Below are 17,881 nucleotides of genomic sequence, written 5' to 3' on the forward strand. Positions count from 1 at the left end.
AAAGATGCGTTTATGTTCCAGTCGAACGTTCGCGCCTAGCTGTAGGAAATCGATTGGGCTTCAAACGTGAATTCACCGATAGCTTTGGAAATGTAGTTTGGAGTCTCGTCATCGGCAGTGGCCATGAACACTTGCAGGCCGGTATTGCTGAGAAAATTCTGCTTGCCAGCCTCGCCATAGGCCCCCGTCAGTGCCGAGAGGCTTTGGATGATGAGCATGAAACGAGCCTTGTAGCTCGCGATGGTCGTAATTGCCGTCTCGATCGCCTCCAGCTTACCCAGGAGGCCAAGGTGGTTACGGCGTTCCTCGGCCCTCCTCCCGCCGCGGGATGAACTTCCAGCTGCACGTGTCCGTTTGCTATCGCGATCCATTGCTCAGCTTCCAAAGTCGTTCGCTACCCCATGAGGTTACCACCGAAGCTCGATCTGCTAAACCAATATGGTGTTACACTTGTAGTCTCGCAGAGGCTTCTCCCAGCTCTCTGAGTCACGTCGAGAGCCGTAACCGGATCAGATTTTCCGGGCGGAGGGGGTTTGCGGCGAGCGCGTTCGTGATTCACCATTTGCGGACGCTACCACCGACGACGAAGGCGTCGGCGAGGTGAAATCACATCGCAGCCGAGACGCCGTCATCGCTCTTGCCGACAAGATCGCGGAGAAGAACGGCAAGCTTCGCGCAGCCTACGCTGGCGTCCCCTCGCCAATCGCCCTCGACGAGGCGCTGCGGGAGGTCGCGGGCATCGCCCATCATGATTTTCTCGTGGTCGTCGTCAGCGACTTCGACGGGCATGGGGAAACGACCCGCCAGCTCCTGCTGCAGCTCTCGAGCCGCAACGATGTAATCTGCCTGCTCGTCTACGATCCATTCCTTCTCGAACTGCCGAAATCCGGGGACATCGTCGTCAGCGGCGGGTCTCTGCAGGCCGAGCTGTCCCTGCGGCAGCCTGGCGTGCGTCAATCGATTGATGCGTTCGCGCGCACTCGCGGACGTGAGCTGCTGGACTGGCAGCGCAAGCTTGGCCTGCCCATGCTTCCAGTTTCCGCGGCGGAAGACGTCGCTCCCCAGCTCGGAGCCTCCTCGAACAGTCCGCCTGGCGACAGTGGAGGCGATAATGGAGCCGCAACCCAAACTCGATCCGATAACGGAAAACGCTCTCCGTGCGCTAAAGGACATTGCGGTACCGTCTCCCGTTTCATGGATGCCCCAGACGTGGGGATGGCTGGTCGTTGCATTGGCTTTGGTAACGGCCGTGCTTCTTTGGTGCGCGATCGCCTATCGGCGGTGGCGTCGCAATGCATACCGCCGAGAGGCCCTCAAGCTGCTCGGCGAGGTGGCAGCGGCGATGGGGAACCCGGATACCAAGGAACAGGCGGTCAATGATCTCGGTGAACTTCTCAAACGCACGGCGTTAGCGGCGTGGCCGCGCGAGGAAGTCGCCGCGACCTCGGGTGCAGAGTGGGTTGCATTCCTCGAAGCCAATGGCGGCTACGATGTCGGCGAAGCCCTGAGGACATTCATTAACGGCCTCGAGTATCAACGCGGACAACCGATGACGTCAGCGCTGACCGACGAACTTGCTGCCGACGCCCGACGCTGGATCGAGAGGCATCATGTATCAGCTTGATCTTCCGTGGATGCTCCTGATCCTGCCGCTCCCATTGCTTATCTGGTGGCTGATGCCGCCACATCGCGAGACCTCCGCCTTGATTCCGCCTTCCGTTCTTCGCCGAAGTCGCAACAGCCGCCGGCATCGAGCCGACCGGAGTTCGGTAGTGCCGAAGCGATCCTGGCCGCAGGCGATCATCGATATGCTGGCATGGTGCCTGATCGTTCTGGCACTGGCCCAACCGCAATATGTCGAGCGGCCGCTGCAACGCACCGAGCCTCAACGCGACATCCTGCTGGCACTCGACTTATCGCAGTCCATGGATACCAAGGATTTTGCTGCACCAGATGGAATCATGCAAGCACGCGTGGATGCCGTACGCGCCGTGGTTTCCGATTTTGTCGCGAAGCGACCCGGCGACCGGCTCGGTCTGATGGCATTCGGCGACGCTCCCTATCCGCTGGCTCCATTCACCATGGATCATGCGCTGGTCAAGACGCTGGTCGAAGGTCTTTTGCCCGGTATTGCCGGTCCGCGCACCGCGCTCGGTGACTCCCTGGGTCTCGCCATCCGCAAGTTCGACAAGACGACGGTGCCGCAAAAGGTGCTGATCATGCTGACCGACGGCAATGATACGGCGAGCAAGATGCCGCCTCTGAAGACGGCCGAGATAGCCGGCAGCAAGGGCTTGCCGCCGGTGTTCACGGTGACCTCAGCGAAGGTGAGGGCGCACTCAAATTCTCGGGCCATTCGCTGCGCGCCGGGCTTGCCTCCTCGGCCGAGGTTGATGAGCGCCATGTCCAGAAGCAGCTGGCCATGCAAGCGCCGAAATGACCCGCAAATGCCAGCGCCGGCGCGACCGATTCCGCGTCAACTTGACGAAAGCGGCAGGGTTGTAGCTGCCCCTCCCCTGCCGCACCTCTCAGATCTTGGAGCCGTGTCGGGAGCGCTCTGCGATGCTCGAAAGATCAACTTTCTTGCCCGCGACATCAGCGACGATCTTCAACGTACCGCCGAGGGATTCGACATAATCGCGTAGCGTCGACAATTTCATGTCGGCGCGCTTCTCCAGTCTTGAGACATTTGTCTGCTTGAAACCGGTCCCGGCAGATACGTTTTCCTGCGTCCGACCAGCGAGAGCCCGCAATTCACGCAGATTGTGCGCCGTGACAAGCTCGTCGGCCCGCGTTGCAACGGCGCGCTGTTCGTCATCGGGAAGCGTCTGTATCAGCTTGTCGAGATCATCCATGTTTCTTCTCCAACTCGCTCAAATGCTCGTCGTATCGTTTATCAGTCAGATCGATCAGCCGTTTGTAGAAGAGTTTCTGTTTCACACCGCTCTTCGCACCACCGCAGAGAACGACGGCCTTTCGTTCCGGGTCAAAGGCAAAGGCGAAGCGCCATTGCACCTTCAACACCTTGACGCGCAGTTCTTTCATGTTCGCATGCCTGGAGCCTTCGAGTGTGTCGACCTCAGGCCGGGCCAGTCGAAAGCCCTTCTCGCGAAGCAGCACCAAATGCGCGAGCAACTCGATCCAAACATCGGCTGGAAGGTCCATGATCTCGCCCTTGAAGCGGTCGTGAAACTCGACCTTCCATTCCGTCATTTCATATCCTGAATGATATAGATACTTTAGGATATTTAGTCCATGTCTCTCATCAAGGCAATGGGCATTTCCTCCAGAAGCGCCACAAACGATCGTTTGCTCACGTCGTCCGGATTTGGAAAATGGTGCTAGCCATCGATAGGTGCCGTTTATCTATGGTTATTGATTTTTTGGGCCCGCAAATCAGCGATGTCAGTCCTCCCGAATCGGTGGAGTCGCCGGGAATCCCCGCTTTTCCGCCGCTTTTCGGCTACATTCAGTGGACTCTTCTGCCTGTTCGAACGGACGGGACCGAGCCGTGTGGCCGAGCGCAGAGCTGTCAGTCGGGCGATTTCTCGGTCTCTTCGTCCACCTGAAACGACACACGCGACCGGCCCCCTTCAGACCGGCCGATTCTCGACATTTCCGCCAAAAACGACCGCTGATGCCGTTTCGTCGCCGTCTGCGGTCCGTCGGTCATCTGCGGTGTCATTTCAAGGCTAGTGAGCCTCCATTGACACCATAAAACACGTTTACGCATTCCTTATCTGTACAAAGCACCTCGAAACAAGGCCGTTAAAAGCGCGATGGCGAAGCCACAAAGAGTTAACGTCCAACAGCCTCTAAAGCGGCTGATCGGCTATGCCCGCGTGTCGACGGACGACCAGGTCCACGATGCCCAGATGGACGAGCTGCGGGCCGCCGGCTGCGATCGGATCTATCAGGAGCATGGCTCCGGGGCATCGCGCGCCCGACCAGTCTTGACGCGGCTGCTCGGAGAGCTCACCGCGGGAGACATCCTCGTCGTTGTCCGCCTCGATCGATTGGCCCGGTCGGTCAGTCATCTCTTGGCAGTGATCGAGGATCTCGAGCAACGCGGGGTTCATTTTCGATCGATCCGCGATCCGATCGATACCTCGACCCCGCAGGGCATGTTTTCCCTCCAGGTTCTCGGTGCGGTCGCGCAGCTCGAGAGAGCGCTGATCGCTGAACGCACCAAAGCCGGCATCAAGGCGGCGAAGGCGCGCGGCAAGCTTCCTGGAAACCCCGGCCTGCGAGAACCACGACCGGAGGCAATCAAAGCACTCTCAAAAACAAGCGAGAAACTCTATCTCGGCGAGCTCATTGCGTCCGCGCAGACGTGGCTGCCGATGGTGCGGCAACTTCGGCCTTAGCACAGTTGGGACAATGTCGTGCGGATCCTCAATCGCAGAGGTCACGATTGGACGATCGAACGCCTTGTTGCGCCGGCGCCGACTTCAGGAGCCGTGCTTTCAAGAGAGGGTGCCGGGATGCCGGCATCGCGATCGAATGGCGGCCGCTGGCTGAGCGCGCTTCGGTGGCCATATCGAGCGTCTGATCGGCACTCAGATGGGAAAACTCCACCTGCTGCCCGGCGCACGACTTTCAGCAATGCGCAGGAGCTTGGCGAATACGATTCCAAGTGGCATTCGGCGCTCTCATTGCGCGAACTCGAGCGCTACATTGCCCTCGACATTGTCGGCTCCTACCATCAGTCGATCCACAGCAGCTTGGGCCGCCCGCCAATTGCCGTCTGGCGGGAGCACGAGGCAAGATTCCGCTGCGACTGCCGCAGGATCGAATGCGTTTCTGGCTGGCGTTCCTGCCCGAACAGGAGCGCACATTGCGGCCAAACCGGAATCCATCTGCTTGGTCTGCGCTACTGGCCACCTAAGCTTAGCACCGACGTCGGTCGCTCGAACCGTCGCCTGCTCGTCAAATACGACCCGCGGCACATGGCCCGTATCTTCGTGCGGCGACCTTCGGGCAACTTCGTGGAAGCTCGCTACGCTGATTTGACCTTGCCCTCGGTGACACTTCATGAGGCCGTGGCGGCGCGACGCGCACTGCTGGCGAAAGGCCGACAGGAAATCAATACCCGCGCCATAGTGGGCACGGCAATCGCGCAGCGCGAACTGGTGGATGCAGCAACCAGGAAGACGGCAGCCGTGCGACGCGGCGGTAGGAAAGCCCAAAACGAACGTGGATGGCCGCTTAGTCTAAGTCTAGACTGCAGCTTCCTCGACGAGCCAGCTGTTCCAGCGCTGGCGAAGCATCTTCGAGGCTAGCCTTCATAGCTTATCCCTCTCAAGCGAACAGGCTTCGAGATCGTCCTCGGCTGCAGCCGATCATCGACGTCGCGCATCTGGCCTGCGAGCACTTCACGTGCTCCGCGACGCAGAAGCACACGAGCGAGATCCGGAGACGGGTGCGCAGAAAGCGCAGACAGGACGGAGCTTCCGCGGTTTGGATACACATGAACGGCCCACCGGCAGCTGATTCCGCGCGCCTTGTGATGCCAGCGCTTGACCAAACCCGACTATTAAGCAATTTTTGGGCAGCGCCGCACGTAACAGACGCGGCCTCGGAGAATTTGATTGGAGCGTCGTCAGCATGGGTTTTTCCGCGAGCCTTCATTTAAGACAGTCGCAGTCGCTAACTATGTCACCGCAACTGATACAGTCGATCAAGCTGCTTCATATGAACCATCTGGAACTCAGCCAGTTCATCGCTCAGGAAGCGGAGAAGAATCCGCTGCTCGAGATCCCTTCGCCCGATGACGCGATCTCAGCGGAGCGTGAGGATTCAGGCCCGCACCCGGGGGAGGCCGGCAGCGAATTCGACGATGGGTTGGTCGACAGCGCCATGTCGAGGTCCGGCGAGAGGCTCAGCGATTGCCTCGACGCCGACTTCGCCAACGTCTTCCCGGACGCTACGACCCCGCAGCGGGCGGATGCGCCCGAGCTGCTCGGGCAGTGGAAGTCGATGTCGGGTGCGGGCGACGGCGAGGGTTACGATCTCGACGATTTCGTCGCCGGCCGCAAGACGCTGAGGGAGACGCTCATCGAGCAGCTTGCCTTCGCGCTTGGCGCTGCCTCCGATCGGCTGATCGCCCAGCACCTGATGGACCAGCTCGACGACGCCGGCTATCTCCACGCCGACCTCGCCGTGACCGCCGCTCGATTGGGTGCGGCAGTCGAGGACGTGACGCGTGTGCTCCATGTTATGCAGCAGTTCGATCCGCCGGGCGTATTCGCGCGCACACTTGGGGAGTGCCTTGCCCTTCAGCTGCGCGCCCGAAACCGTCTCCATCCGGCGATGGAGACGCTCATCGGCTCTCTCGAACTGCTGGCACGGCGCGACTTTGCAAGCCTCAAGAAGATCTGCGGCGTCGACGAGGGCGATCTCATCGACATGCTCTCCGAGATCCGCAAGCTCGACCCGAAGCCGGGCACCAGCTTCGAAACCAGTGTTTCCGCGTCCAACATTCCCGATGTCGTGGTGCGCGCCCAGTCCGATGGCGGCTGGCTCATCGAACTCAATCCGGATGCGCTGCCCCGGGTCCTCGTCAACCGCGAGTATTTCAGAGAAATATCCCGCTCCAGCCGGAAGAACAGCGGCGAACAGGCCTTTCTCAACGAGTGCCTGCAGAATGCCAACTGGCTGACGCGCAGCCTCGATCAGCGCGCCAGGACGATCATGAAGGTGGCAGACGAGATCGTCCAGCAGCAGCAGGCCTTCCTGATCCACGGCGTCGACCATCTGCGCCCGCTGAACCTCAGCATCGTCGCGGATGCGATCAAGATGAGCGAGTCGACGGTGAGCCGGGTGACCTCCAACAAATACATGCTCACCCCGCGCGGACAGTTCGAGCTGAAATATTTCTTCCCGGTCTCGATCGGTTCGGCGGAAAACGGCGATGCGCATTCGGCCGTGTCCGTACGCCATCGCATCGGCACGATGATCAATCAGGAAAGCGCCGATGACGTGCTTTCGGACGAAGACATCGTCGACGTCCTCAAGAAGACAGGTGTCGAGATCGCCAGACGCACCGTCGCAAAATATCGCGAAACGATGAACATCCCCTCTTCTGTCCAACGACGCCGCGAGAAGCGTGCGGCATCAGCGGTGAAGGGGCACTCGGGCAATCTTTAGGCGGAGGGGAGCATTTTAAGGCGCCTCGCTTATATTTGGCCTGATGGCCGGCAACGCATGGCAGGGCAGCCCCACGAGCCTTCGCACACCTTACGGGGTTACTGACGGGCGCGGGTTGCCTTCGGCCGCTCGCCGACGAAGCACTGGAGAGAGAGAGAGAAAAAAAATGGGAAGCTCCACTAAGAAAGCAGTTCAGGCCGTTCGGCGATACTGGGTAGCAAGCTGGAACGAGGGGTGATGAGATGTGATGGCAAACCGGTCGAACCGGGGATTAGATATCGCGGTAGGGACGCCCATTACTGATACTGCTGGCGAATTCGATTTCTAAGCGCCGCGCATGCGAAGCGCGTTGGATGCGGCGTTACGACTAACCTAAAGTTGCGATCTAGAACGAGTCAGACCTATACGACGCTTGTAGAATCGGAGCCCATCTCGGCCTCAGATTCGCACAGGATAGTAATGTCGCTCAAGCCTCAAGAGACTGCCCCGGTTCCCGAAGACACGCGCCGGTGATGTCACGTTGTCAGCGGCTTAACGGTTGTCTGGTAATAGGTTGGGATGAACAGTCCGGCCGTAAGCTACAAGAACCACCGCTTTCCACCGCAGATCATCGCGCGTGCGGTCTGGCTGTATTTTCGGTTCCCTTTGAGCCTGAGGATGGTCGAGGAGATGCTGCTGGAGCGCGGTATCGTCGTCTCCCATGAGACGATCCGGAGATGGGGTCGCAAATTCGGAACGGCTTATGCCAGGCAGTTGTGCAGAAAGAGGCCTTCGCGAAAGGATATCTGGCATCTGGACGAGGTGGTGATTTCCATCGGCGGCCGCAAACATTGGCTCTGGCGTGCCGTTGACCAAGACGGTTACGTTCTCGACGAGATCGTTCAAGCCCGCCGCGATACCCAAGCCGCCAGGCGATTGCTGGTCAGGCTGCTGAAGAAGCAAGGCCTGACGCCGAAGCGGATCGTCACCGACAAATTGCGCTCATATGGTGCTGCAAGACGGGAGGTGATGCCCGCCGTCGAACATCGATCGCACAAGGGCCTGAACAATCGAGCCGCGAATTCTCACATGCCGCTTCGAAAACGGGAGCGGATGATGCAGGGATTTCGATCCGTCGGCGGCTTGCAACGGTTCATATCGATCTTTTCGGCACTCCGAAATCTCTTCGTCCCCCCGCACCAGAAAAACTCAGCCCTCGCCATCCACATCCATCGGATCCGCGCAAGGGCGCAGTGGAAAGCCGTGACCGGCGCAACCGCCTGACGTCTCACACAAGCGCCTTGTTCCGACCTTGATCAAACAACGTGACATCGCCGGTCGCACCGTTACTTGTCAGCTCGAAATGATGACCGGGGGCGGCGGCACAAGATTGCGGCATTGGCAGCTGCAACCCCATCGAAGGACGAATTCCATACTGAACGCGCGCTGGGCGCACTTCAACAATCATGCAGCCAACCAGTTTCGGCGCTCCTCGCCCGTTGCACGTCGTCGTCGACTGCGCACCAGTCGCAAATCCGACATATGTCGATGCCGACTTCCGCACCTCGATGAAGCACGATCAGTTTATCTGCTTTGCGATACATGTGTGAGGCGACATACGCGCGACGGTGCCCTTCATCATCAACGATTTCGAATATATACCTCAAACAATCACCCGGAGCAATTGCACAATCTGAGGAGTATTCGCCAAGCGCTTGTGGGAGGCTTGTACCCTTCCGGCCAAAGGATCGCTTCCATTCTGCCGGATACGCGGCTCCTAGCGACGAGTAACCGGTGGCTTCGCGCATTAATGCAGCCACTTCTGCCTTCTGCGCGCAGTCAAGCTGCAATCAGCCTCGTGATGCAAGTGACGAAGATATGACGAGAATGCCGTCGCGAACGAACAGCGTTTTAGCCGGCGAGCCTCATTGGTAGTTCAACCATCAAAACCGTAGAAGCCCTAGCGTTTTTGTATGCCGGTGCTTCGAACTTCTCCTTTGAGTCCACCTCGATGGCACCGACCGACAGAAGGCGGCGGTGGAGCCGACATCTCCCTTATATTTCGCGTCGTTTCTCGCCGGCGGGGAGCATGACCGGCTTCGCCGCCCCGATCCAAACGGCATCATGGACCAAAGCGGTATACTAGAATAGTTGCTATTAGCAGCGCAGGCTGCACGGGAAGGTCAAGCGGCGCTTCCACATTCCTAAAGTCACCGGTGTTTACGCATTTAATCAACTCGATCCATAATGCCGGACTGAATGGCCAGGGCGGTGTACTGCGAGGCGTCCAGCGGCAGATCTCCAAACGCGAGTTGACAAAGAAGGTAGTTGGCACCCGCCTCTTCCAGCTGATCAAGGAGAGCCCGGCGCGCAAAAGTTTCCGTTCCTACCACGCACAACTCGCTCTCGATTGCGGCATCCAAGGTCAGCGGCAAGTTTGGCGGAAGGGGGATCGCGTTGGCATCGTACAGGAATTTGAAGTTCCTGACCCATCGATCGTAAGCAGGTGCCGCGAGTGAATGGGCGTGCGCGGCAGAGTGTCCGACCACTACCATTCGGAGCAATCCGAGAAAAGGCGCTTGGTCGTCCGCGTCAGTGTTTTGCTCTGGATGGGAACGGAAGGCATCAGTAATTTTGCGAACCACAGACGCGGGTCCTAGGCACGCGATATTTGCGCCGTTGGCAGCGGCCCAAGCCGCAGATTCGGGCCGGTTGGTGGCGATCCATGTAGGCGGATGCGGACGCTGATGAGGCCGCAGCGTCAAAGGGACATCGTTTAGCTCAAAATGCTTACCTTGGTAGGATAGTGTGCCGCCCTTCATTGCCTTCACGAGGATTTCGCTGGCTTCGATGTAGCGCTCCGGCACCGCGTCTGCACCAATCCCGAAGTAATTCAATTCGATCGGGAGAGAGCCGCGCCCTATACCAAGCTCGAGCCTACCACCGCTCAATTGGTCCAGCATACAGATCTCTTCAAACGCGCGTAACGGATGAGAAAGGCTGAGCAACATGACCAAGGGGCCCACACGAAGTTGCCGAGTGCGCTGTGCGACGCTCGACAAGAACAAATTCGGCGATGCGCCTCTCCCATGCGGGGTACAATGGTGCTCCGCGAGGTGATATGCATAAAAACCGAGCCGATCGCATGTCTCGGCTAACGTCAGGCGGTCGGCGTACTGTTGTGCGATGTCGCGACCGTCCTCGTCTAAGTGATCAAAGATGCCGACGGTTAGCTTCGAAGGGAAGGTGTGTCTCATTCCGTCATCTCCAACTTTCATGAACGAGCTAAGGCGTTGATCCAAGCGATCTGAGACGTGACCTCTTCCTGAGTGGAAATGGTCTTGTGCCTAGCTTGAATTTGTTTGGGCTTTGCGCTGGCTATGCCCCAGATCATCGAGGTATTTGGACGTTGCGCGCACGATTCAAGGTCGCTCAGCTCCCAGAATGTCGCTGACCGCCGCAAGAAATACATCCATTTGCGCTTTTGTACCGATGCTAACACGGATGCAGTGTTCCAGACCTCGATCGGGGAAGACTGCAACTAGTATCTTTTTCTGCTCCAGCGAGGCTTGCCACCAGACCCCGTCTCGTCCTGCTGGCACATGGGCCAGCAAGAAGTTCGCGTGCGAGGGAGTTACAGAGAAACCAAGTTGCGACAGCGCCGTGCTCACCCGCTGCCTCTCATGCTTAACATGCTTGTGGTTTTCGTCGTAGGCGGACCGATGCGCAAGGATGCCGATTCCAACCGCATGGCCGATCACGTTCATATTGAAGACGTTCTGGATGTTTCGTAGCCTACCAATGACCTCAGGATGCCCAAAGCCGAGCCCAATGCGAATACCGGCGGCCGCGTAGCTCTTCGAGAATGTTCTTAAGAGCAGGAGGTTCGAGTAACGATTAATGAGGCGCAGAGCGTCGTCAGGGGCGAAGTCAACGTAGGCCTCATCCAATACGATCAAGCGGTCCGACTGTGCTAGAAGGCGTTCGATGTCGGCGATCGAAACAAATGTTCCGGTCGGGTTGTTCGGATTCGCGAGCAGAATAAACTTGGCATCTTTTGCGGGTCCGAGAAGCAATTGCTCTAACGGCAATGAATGAGCTTCGCCCCACCCAATTTCCAGAAATTGAGCACCCTGCAGAACCGCCAGTTTTCGGTTGAACGAAAACCCCGGAGACATCATCGCCACAGCGTCACCCGGAGCAAGGAATGCCCTGTAGATGAGCCCGAGAAGTTCAGACGATCCGTTCCCGGCGATCACCTGATCCCTGGAGAGGCCGTAGGCATGGGCAGCTGCTTCCCTCAGGCTGGTATTGTCATCTTCTGGATACAAATATTGTCGTTCGAGGGCTGCAACAGCGCTCGCCCTTACGGGTGGCGGCAATGCAAAGGGGTTCTCATTCGTGTTTAGCTTGACCCAACTAGCATCCGGTGCTGGGCTGGACTCCAAACAATTCAGCTTCATGGCCATTGCGAAAGAGACGAGAGTACGCTCTGCAGTTTTGCGTCAGACAAATTTTTCTCCGTTCAGTAGCCGAGGGCAGGCGCATTGTCCGCAGACCGTCGGATGCCCGGGTTATGCTGGACGTGTTCTACTAAGGTTTGGCGCAACCGGTAAAATGATCTTTTTGCATGTCATCATTCACCGAATGGATACAGCACGTGCCCTTTTAGGGCTTTGGGTGATGTCACGTTGTCAGCGGCTTAACGGTTGTCGGATAATGGGTTGGGATGAACAGTCCGGCCGTAAGCTACAAGAACCATCGCTTTCCACCGCAGATCATCGCCCGTGCGGTCTGGCTGTATTTTCGGTTCCCTTTGAGCCTGAGGATGGTCGAGGAGATGCTGCTGGAGCGCGGTATCGTCGTCTCCCATGAGACGATCCGAAGATGGGGTCGCAAATTCGGAACGGCTTATGCCAGGCAGTTGTGCAGAAAGAGGCCTTCGCGAAAGGATATCTGGCATCTGGACGAGGTGGTGATTTCCATCGGCGGCCGCAAACATTGGCTCTGGCGTGCCGTTGACCAAGACGGCGATGTCACGTTGTTTGATCAAGGTCGGAACAAGGCGCTTGTGTGAGACGTCAGGCGGTTGCGCCGGTCACGGCTTTCCACTGCGCCATTGCGCGGATCCGATGGATGTGGATGGCGAGGGCTGAGTTTTTCTGGTGCGGGGGGACGAAAAGATTTCGGAGTGCCGAAAAGATCGATATGAACCGTTGCAAGCCGCCGACGGATCGAAATCCCTGCATCATCCGCTCCCGTTTTCGAAGCGGCACGTGAGAATTCTCGGCCCGATTGTTCAGGCCCTTGTGCGATCGATGTTCGACGGCGGGCATCACCTCCCGTCTTGCAGCACCATATGAGCGCAATTTGTCGGTGACGATCCGCTTCGGCGTCAGGCCTTGCTTCTTCAGCAGCCTGACCAGCAATCGCCTGGCGGCTTGGGTATCGCGGCGGGCTTGAACGATCTCGTCGAGAACGTAACCGTCTTGGTCAACGGCACGCCAGAGCCAATGTTTGCGGCCGCCGATGGAAATCACCACCTCGTCCAGATGCCAGATATCCTTTCGCGAAGGCCTCTTTCTGCACAACTGCCTGGCATAAGCCGTTCCGAATTTGCGACCCCATCTCCGGATCGTCTCATGGGAGACGACGATACCGCGCTCCAGCAGCATCTCCTCGACCATCCTCAGGCTCAAAGGGAACCGAAAATACAGCCAGACCGCACGGGCGATGATCTGCGGTGGAAAGCGGTGGTTCTTGTCGCTTACGGCCGGACTGTTCATTCCAACCCATTACCAGACAACCGTTAAGCCGCTGACAACGTGACATCACCCGAGCAGTTGTTTGATCGCTGGACCTCCTCGCTGGCAACCCTGGATCCAGAAAAAGTCGTCGAGAACTATACGCCTGATGCAGTCCTCCTCCCGACACTGTCGAACAAACCGCGCCTGACGCAAGACGAGCGCCGTGACTATTTCGTGAGCTTCCTGAAGAAGCATCCGTACGGCGAAATCGACAGCCGCACGATCAAGCTTGGCTGCAACGAAGCGCTCGACACCGGCAACTATACCTTCACTTTGAAGGATGGTAGCAAGGTTCCGGCGCGCTACACCCTTACCTACGAGTTCAAGGACGGCAAGTGGCTGATCTCGTCACATCACTCCTCTGCTATGCCCGAGAAGCCCGCGGGCTAATATGTACGGGAGCGTCGGGTAGTCTCGCGCTCCCCAAGCTCCTTGCACTGAGAAAATAAACTAGCCAAGGCGACCCTCGGCCCACGATTCTTCCATGATTGAATGTTGCGTTCCTTGCGACGAATGGCGGTGCCGTTGGTTCGTATCTCATCAAGGCGCTCATTGGCCGGGGCCCGCCCGTTAGGTATCTATGACGACGGCGGATGAGGCGGGGGAGATCCTGACGCGGCCCGCCAGTTAGTTGTGAAATTCAGCGCAGCCAACATTTGGAAGCTGTTGCACCATTGGATGCTGAGGTCGTTGCAGATGTCCGGAATACGACGGTTCGCACGTTGAGTTGATGGTTTCGATGCCTCTACCGTCACCACCGTCCGCGTGCTTGGTTGCGCCAGGGCGTAAGCAGTCAAAAACGGATCACGGCCAATTGCGATGATTTCGGCATCGTTGAGGTCCGCCGCGTATCGCGCTATCACCGCTTGAACGCGATCGGGATCGACCTCTTCCTCAAGGCACAGCGCGTTGTAGTTGTCCCCCTGGTCCAACCACTCGGCAAGCTCAGACCCTTCGGTGATCTCTTCAAGTATTTCTACGGGCATTTTGACGTGACCGCCCTCGGCCAAGTGGACAAGCCAGTCCCAAAACTCCGGAAAGCGCCCAATAGGGTAATAGAGGTTATGCGCCGTGATCAGGACGTTCGCGTCGAGGAGGTGCACTGTTCCCCCTATGCCGCGCTATCAGTTAGTGAATAGACATTGTTCGGTTTTACACCGAGAATCGCTGCCGCTTTCGACGGTGACAGTGCGCCCTCGGCCAGCATTCGCCGTGACAATGCAAGAAGCCGGTTTCCGAGTCTATGTCGGCGGACGATGTAATAGTTCGGTCCGCCGTCGCTTTCGCGCGCGCGGTCACGCTGGGCAGCCCTGTTCCGGAGCCACAGCTCCCGGTAAAGCGCTGTCACTGCAGACCACATGTGCTGATCGATGATCCCTTCCCGGTAGAGTTTATAGGCGACCATGGAGTGGCTGACTTGGCGAGCGTCCGCGATCGCCGCAATGCGAGCCATGACTCTTCCTTGCGTGGCGCCGATAAGAGGTTGTTCTCCAGCTATGTCGTTCGCAGGCAATAGGATGCGGCCCGCAATGTCGTTGCAGAAGGTCTCGATTGCGATCGTTGGTCGACCACCGCTGACTCCGCTTTCGCCAAGCCAAATATGTGCCAGCTCATGCAGAAGGGTAAATGACCAAGCCTGCTCGCTGTCTTGATCATTGATCACCACGAAGGGCGCGACCGGGTCGGCAAGCGCGAAGCCCCGGAATAGCTCCACATTCAAGGCGCTGTGATGACTTCCGAGATTACCGATGAGGAGGACGAATACACCAGCTGCTTCCACGCGCTCGCGAAGATATGAAAACCCCTTCGTGCTTCCCCGCCCACTTCCATGACGGAAATGCTCAAGATCAAAACCAAGCGTCTCCACGATGTTCGTTGCGAGGGCCTCAGCTCCGAGGTCTTGGTCGAATGACCCGACAAAGCTCAGCACCTGCGCCTCATCCTCCGCTTCAAGGAGAGCGCGAACCATTTCCTGACGCGCGCGAACCTCCCGCAGCAAAGTATCCACGAGCGCCGCGTCGCGCTGGGCAAATTCCTCTGGCAACGTGCGGAAATCTTCCCCCCGTGCCGCCATGACTGGACGTTCTGCGAGGTAGAAAGTCAGGAGCGGGCGGCGGTATTGGCTCGCCATCTTCAGAAGCAGCGGTCGGGAAGGCTCGGCCTCGCCAGCTTCAAGCATAGCAAGCCGCTCGCTACCCGCCAGACCGCGCGCAGCGCCCAGACCGATCTTATCTGCAGCATCCTCAATGGAAAAACCCGCCGTTTCGCGGGCCCACCTCAGGATGGACGGGTTCACTTTTGGCACCACTACCTCTGCTTCGGCAAGCCGATACAATTTGATATCAGCATGCAATGGTTACCAAACATATGGGTGCTGCGACAGGCCAGAACTATATTTTCCCACTGCAGAGTGTCCGAATAGGCAAGGCTCACGGTTTGATGCTCGGTTGTCTCCTCTCAAAGGGGCGGATCGCTCAGCCTACTTGCTCCACTGCCAGCGTGCCAGCCGGGAGGGGCTTGATCAGCGACTTCGCAGAGATTGTCGGATCGAGCCAGTCGGCCCAGACGCTACGTTCCAGGATGACGATCTGCCGGTCGTTATACGATGCGATGTCCGGACCCGGTTCCATCGTCAGCATGGTGAAAGCCTGGCCGACCTCCGGCGTCTCGCGCCAGATGCCGGCGACGCAGAAGACCGGCTCTTCCTCCTTGGTGAACAGCCATTTGTCCTTGCGCTTCTTTTTCGAATCCTTGGGTCTGTGAACTCGTAAGGGGCAGCGGTTGGAATTGAACTCCCGGCCATCCGACCGGAAATTATACACCGGCCGCTTGTTCGGTCCCGGCCAGCTCCAGCGCCGCTGCACGAGCTCAGCCTCATCGGGCACCCCGTCGATGGTTCTGACGATGGGGCCGACATCGGTGATCTTGATGTCTTCGCGTGGCTCCAGGTTCGGCGCGCCTTCACCGAAGCGAATCTTGATATTGAGGTCGGCGAAATCCTCGACGATCGAGGCCACATCCACCATCAGCCGATAATCATTGCACATGCGCCCTCCGTTTTGGGGTCTGAGTAGCAACGGAGCAGAAAACCTACATAAAGGATTTCAGGGCTCGTTAGGATCTGCCTTTAGCGGTTCGTGAAGTGGTCTGAGTTCGTCTCTTGCGATGAAATCCGGCAGGGTACCTGCACAATCGTGTTTATCGTAGCCCCTGCAAGCTCGTCGTCATGAAGTCTATGAAAGTGCGGACTTTGGCGGAAAGATATTTCCGGCTCGGATACACAGCATATAGCGTATTGGCGAACCCGATCGCGTCTGGAAGCACCGTCTCTAATCGACCTGCCTCGATGTCTTGCTCGGCCATCCATTTCGGCAGGAACACAAGGCCCATACCCTGCAGAGCTGCTAGCTGCAGAATGGTCTCGTTCTCGCTCAGCATCACGGTACGAAATGTAACTTTGTGCCGTCCATCTGGGCCTTCCAGCGCCATGATATCACTGAGGTTGACCCCGCTGAAACGAAGCAGCGCGTGACCGTTAAGATCGGCGAGGCCTTTGGGTCGACCTGCTCGTTCCAGATATTCCGGCGATGCCATGAGCTCGACCTTGTACATTATGCGGCGAAGCAAAGGGCTTGTGTCATGCGCTTGAGTCGGTTTGGTTGAATTTGAGGAACGTCCGGGTCTGGCGGGTACTGTCGATAAATGTCCTGGCCCCACAGGACCATGCGAACCGCGCCGATGGCATCGGAGAAGGTGAACTCTGTTTTCTTGTACCATGCTGCAGCATAGGGAAGAGCGCCTCGGCCAAGCATTTCGCATGCCCAGAGTGTCAGAGACTGTAGAGCGCCAGCAGCGACGGTGTCGTGCGCATGATGGCTTTGTCGTTCCACTGCCGTTGGGTTTCCACGCCAAGATGCGCACGGGTTTCGGCGAAGGTGACCTCGATCTGCCAGCGCCGAACGAAGTAGGCAATGATCTGAGCGGGCTCAAGGTTGACGTTGGTGCTCATGAACGCCTGGGGTTCACGACGGCCTGACGGGTCTCGAACGAGAACCCAGCGAATTGGTCTCGGGGGCGTTCCACGCCGATACCAGAGGCCGGTTCCTGAGGTGACATCAAGGGTTTGTCGGTTTGCTTGCCGTACCAAGAGGATGCGACGATGCGTTGCCACTCGGTCTTCGTGTCTTTGAGGAGCGTTTTCAGTTTCGGCAATGGCCTGCCTTTTTGCGCCGGTCGCCCCAGAGTATGTTCGTGCCTCTGATCCGGTGGAGCAAAGAGACTGGCATCCAGACGCAACCGCGTGATGAGAGTGGCCGTGCCGGGCAGAGCCGCAGCCAGTGTATGAACGGCAAAGCTGCTATCGCCGACAAAGATGATTTCGCGGTCCGGCAGCCAGCGGCAAAGCTGCAAGACGCCTTGCCTTGCCCAATCCGTCAGCAGCTTGTGCTTTCGGCCCTTCTTCTGATCATGACGCTCAGAGGGGCACAGGATCGTCAACACCGGCAGGGCTTTGATGCATTTGGCCCATGGGACAGGGGAAAGGACCATGAAGCTCAACCAGCGCAGGCCGCTGGCCTTGACGAAGTGCCCGTGGCTTGAGCGCACCGGGTCACGATAAATGCCACGAGCGGCGATGCGTTGGCCCCAACGCCGTTCGATTGTATCGTCCATCCCGATCACGACGGGGCCAACGCGCACGTTGCCCGGCTTGACGCCCGACGAGATTGCAATACCCTCCTCTTCCCAGTGGCCCGAGACCACAAGGACCGCCTTTGGCGTGCTGCCGAGTTCAGCGCGCATGTCGAGCAGCGACTTCTCGAGCACGTCGAAATTGCGGCGGAACTCCCCGGTCATGTAAGGCCAGGGTCCGCCGCCATGGCTGATGAAATAGGTCGGGAGTCGAGAATCTGTCATGGGGTCTGTCCTTCGCAAGTTTGCCGCGACAG

12 protein-coding genes and 10 pseudogenes are annotated in these 17,881 nt (G+C 58.3%); 10 read left to right on the forward strand and 12 right to left on the reverse strand.

Translation table 11 applies throughout. The features are described 5' to 3' along the window. Positions 1-38: 38 nt before the first annotated feature. A pseudogene (locus N2599_RS34750) lies at positions 39-281 on the reverse strand (type IV secretory system conjugative DNA transfer family protein); the annotation flags it as partial. Positions 282-594: 313 nt separating this feature from the next. On the opposite strand from N2599_RS34750, the pseudogene N2599_RS34755 reads away from it, so the two are divergent. The 4 genes and pseudogenes from N2599_RS34755 to N2599_RS34770 all read left to right on the forward strand — a co-directional run. Continuing rightward, a pseudogene (locus N2599_RS34755) lies at positions 595-1,112 on the forward strand (DUF58 domain-containing protein); the annotation flags it as partial. A gap of 86 nt (positions 1,113-1,198) precedes the next feature. After that, positions 1,199-1,624 carry a DUF4381 domain-containing protein gene (locus tag N2599_RS34760; RefSeq protein WP_260308660.1) on the forward strand — a complete coding sequence of 142 codons (426 nt, stop codon included), beginning with the start codon at positions 1,199-1,201 and terminating at the stop codon, positions 1,622-1,624. Then, a pseudogene (locus N2599_RS34765) lies at positions 1,611-2,297 on the forward strand (VWA domain-containing protein); the annotation flags it as partial. The gene N2599_RS34760 and the pseudogene N2599_RS34765, both read left to right, overlap by 14 nt. After that, positions 2,291-2,505, forward strand: a pseudogene (locus N2599_RS34770) (integrase); the annotation flags it as partial. The pseudogenes N2599_RS34765 and N2599_RS34770, both read left to right, overlap by 7 nt. Before the next feature lie 23 nt (positions 2,506-2,528). Here N2599_RS34770 and N2599_RS34775 read toward each other — a convergent pair. Together N2599_RS34775 and N2599_RS34780 are read right to left on the reverse strand one after the other, a co-directional pair. Next, entirely contained in the window at positions 2,529-2,855 is a 327-nt protein-coding gene (locus N2599_RS34775; protein WP_084606766.1) for a helix-turn-helix domain-containing protein, read from the reverse strand. Further along, positions 2,848-3,213 (reverse strand): type II toxin-antitoxin system RelE/ParE family toxin, encoded by a 366-nt coding sequence (locus tag N2599_RS34780; RefSeq protein ID WP_027513840.1) that lies wholly within the window; start codon positions 3,211-3,213, stop codon positions 2,848-2,850. The genes N2599_RS34775 and N2599_RS34780 overlap by 8 nt, the downstream gene beginning before the upstream one ends. Positions 3,214-3,779: 566 nt before the next feature. Between N2599_RS34780 and N2599_RS34785 the strand changes: the two are divergent. The 4 genes and pseudogenes from N2599_RS34785 to N2599_RS34800 form a co-directional block, all read left to right on the forward strand. Further along, a pseudogene (locus N2599_RS34785) lies at positions 3,780-4,433 on the forward strand (recombinase family protein); the annotation flags it as partial. Positions 4,434-4,484: 51 nt separating this feature from the next. Further along, a complete protein-coding gene (locus N2599_RS34790) occupies positions 4,485-5,282 on the forward strand; it encodes a Mu transposase C-terminal domain-containing protein (RefSeq protein ID WP_260308661.1) in 798 nt (265 codons plus the stop codon). Positions 5,283-5,607: 325 nt separating this feature from the next. Continuing rightward, positions 5,608-7,149 carry an RNA polymerase factor sigma-54 gene (gene rpoN / locus N2599_RS34795; protein ID WP_027513839.1) on the forward strand — a complete coding sequence of 514 codons (1,542 nt, stop codon included), beginning with the start codon at positions 5,608-5,610 and terminating at the stop codon, positions 7,147-7,149. A gap of 512 nt (positions 7,150-7,661) precedes the next feature. Continuing rightward, positions 7,662-8,412: pseudogene (locus N2599_RS34800) on the forward strand (IS6 family transposase). 944 nt (positions 8,413-9,356) lie between these two features. Here the strand turns inward: N2599_RS34800 and N2599_RS34805 are convergent. Together N2599_RS34805 and hisC are read right to left on the reverse strand one after the other, a co-directional pair. Next, positions 9,357-10,385, reverse strand: coding sequence for an LLM class flavin-dependent oxidoreductase (locus N2599_RS34805; RefSeq protein WP_027513925.1), 1,029 nt, complete (start codon positions 10,383-10,385; stop codon positions 9,357-9,359). A gap of 165 nt (positions 10,386-10,550) precedes the next feature. Next, positions 10,551-11,641 (reverse strand): annotated as a pseudogene (gene hisC, locus N2599_RS34810) (histidinol-phosphate transaminase). 170 nt (positions 11,642-11,811) lie between these two features. Here hisC and N2599_RS34815 point away from each other — a divergent pair. Beyond that, positions 11,812-12,166, forward strand: a pseudogene (locus N2599_RS34815) (IS6 family transposase); the annotation flags it as partial. 43 nt (positions 12,167-12,209) lie between these two features. Here the strand turns inward: N2599_RS34815 and N2599_RS34820 are convergent. Then, positions 12,210-12,960 (reverse strand): annotated as a pseudogene (locus tag N2599_RS34820) (IS6 family transposase). Here N2599_RS34820 and N2599_RS34825 point away from each other — a divergent pair. Continuing rightward, positions 12,954-13,325 carry an SgcJ/EcaC family oxidoreductase gene (locus tag N2599_RS34825; protein ID WP_260308656.1) on the forward strand — a complete coding sequence of 124 codons (372 nt, stop codon included), beginning with the start codon at positions 12,954-12,956 and terminating at the stop codon, positions 13,323-13,325. The pseudogene N2599_RS34820 and the gene N2599_RS34825 sit on opposite strands and share 7 nt — an antisense overlap. Before the next feature lie 188 nt (positions 13,326-13,513). Here the strand turns inward: N2599_RS34825 and N2599_RS34830 are convergent, their stop codons facing one another. The 6 genes and pseudogenes from N2599_RS34830 to N2599_RS34855 all read right to left on the reverse strand — a co-directional run bounded on the left by N2599_RS34830 (position 13,514) and on the right by N2599_RS34855 (position 17,849). Next, on the reverse strand, positions 13,514-14,038 hold the full coding sequence (locus N2599_RS34830) for a DUF4411 family protein (RefSeq protein ID WP_027513928.1): 525 nt from the start codon (positions 14,036-14,038) through the stop codon (positions 13,514-13,516). 8 nt (positions 14,039-14,046) lie between these two features. Continuing rightward, positions 14,047-15,240 carry an ImmA/IrrE family metallo-endopeptidase gene (locus N2599_RS34835; protein WP_027513929.1) on the reverse strand — a complete coding sequence of 398 codons (1,194 nt, stop codon included), beginning with the start codon at positions 15,238-15,240 and terminating at the stop codon, positions 14,047-14,049. A 169-nt stretch (positions 15,241-15,409) separates the two neighbouring features. Then, positions 15,410-15,982 (reverse strand): SOS response-associated peptidase family protein, encoded by a 573-nt coding sequence (locus N2599_RS34840; protein ID WP_027513930.1) that lies wholly within the window; start codon positions 15,980-15,982, stop codon positions 15,410-15,412. A gap of 151 nt (positions 15,983-16,133) precedes the next feature. Then, positions 16,134-16,532, reverse strand: a pseudogene (locus tag N2599_RS34845) (substrate binding domain-containing protein); the annotation flags it as partial. Positions 16,533-16,764: 232 nt separating this feature from the next. Beyond that, positions 16,765-16,944 carry a hypothetical protein gene (locus tag N2599_RS34850; protein ID WP_244564774.1) on the reverse strand — a complete coding sequence of 60 codons (180 nt, stop codon included), beginning with the start codon at positions 16,942-16,944 and terminating at the stop codon, positions 16,765-16,767. After that, a complete protein-coding gene (locus N2599_RS34855; protein ID WP_244564773.1) occupies positions 16,941-17,849 on the reverse strand; it encodes a transposase in 909 nt (302 codons plus the stop codon). Before N2599_RS34855 ends, N2599_RS34850 begins: the two co-directional genes overlap by 4 nt. Positions 17,850-17,881: the final 32 nt, after the last annotated feature.

Origin of the sequence: Rhizobium sullae (assembly GCF_025200715.1) — a bacterium.
GTDB classification, from domain to species: Bacteria; Pseudomonadota; Alphaproteobacteria; order Rhizobiales; family Rhizobiaceae; genus Rhizobium; species Rhizobium sullae.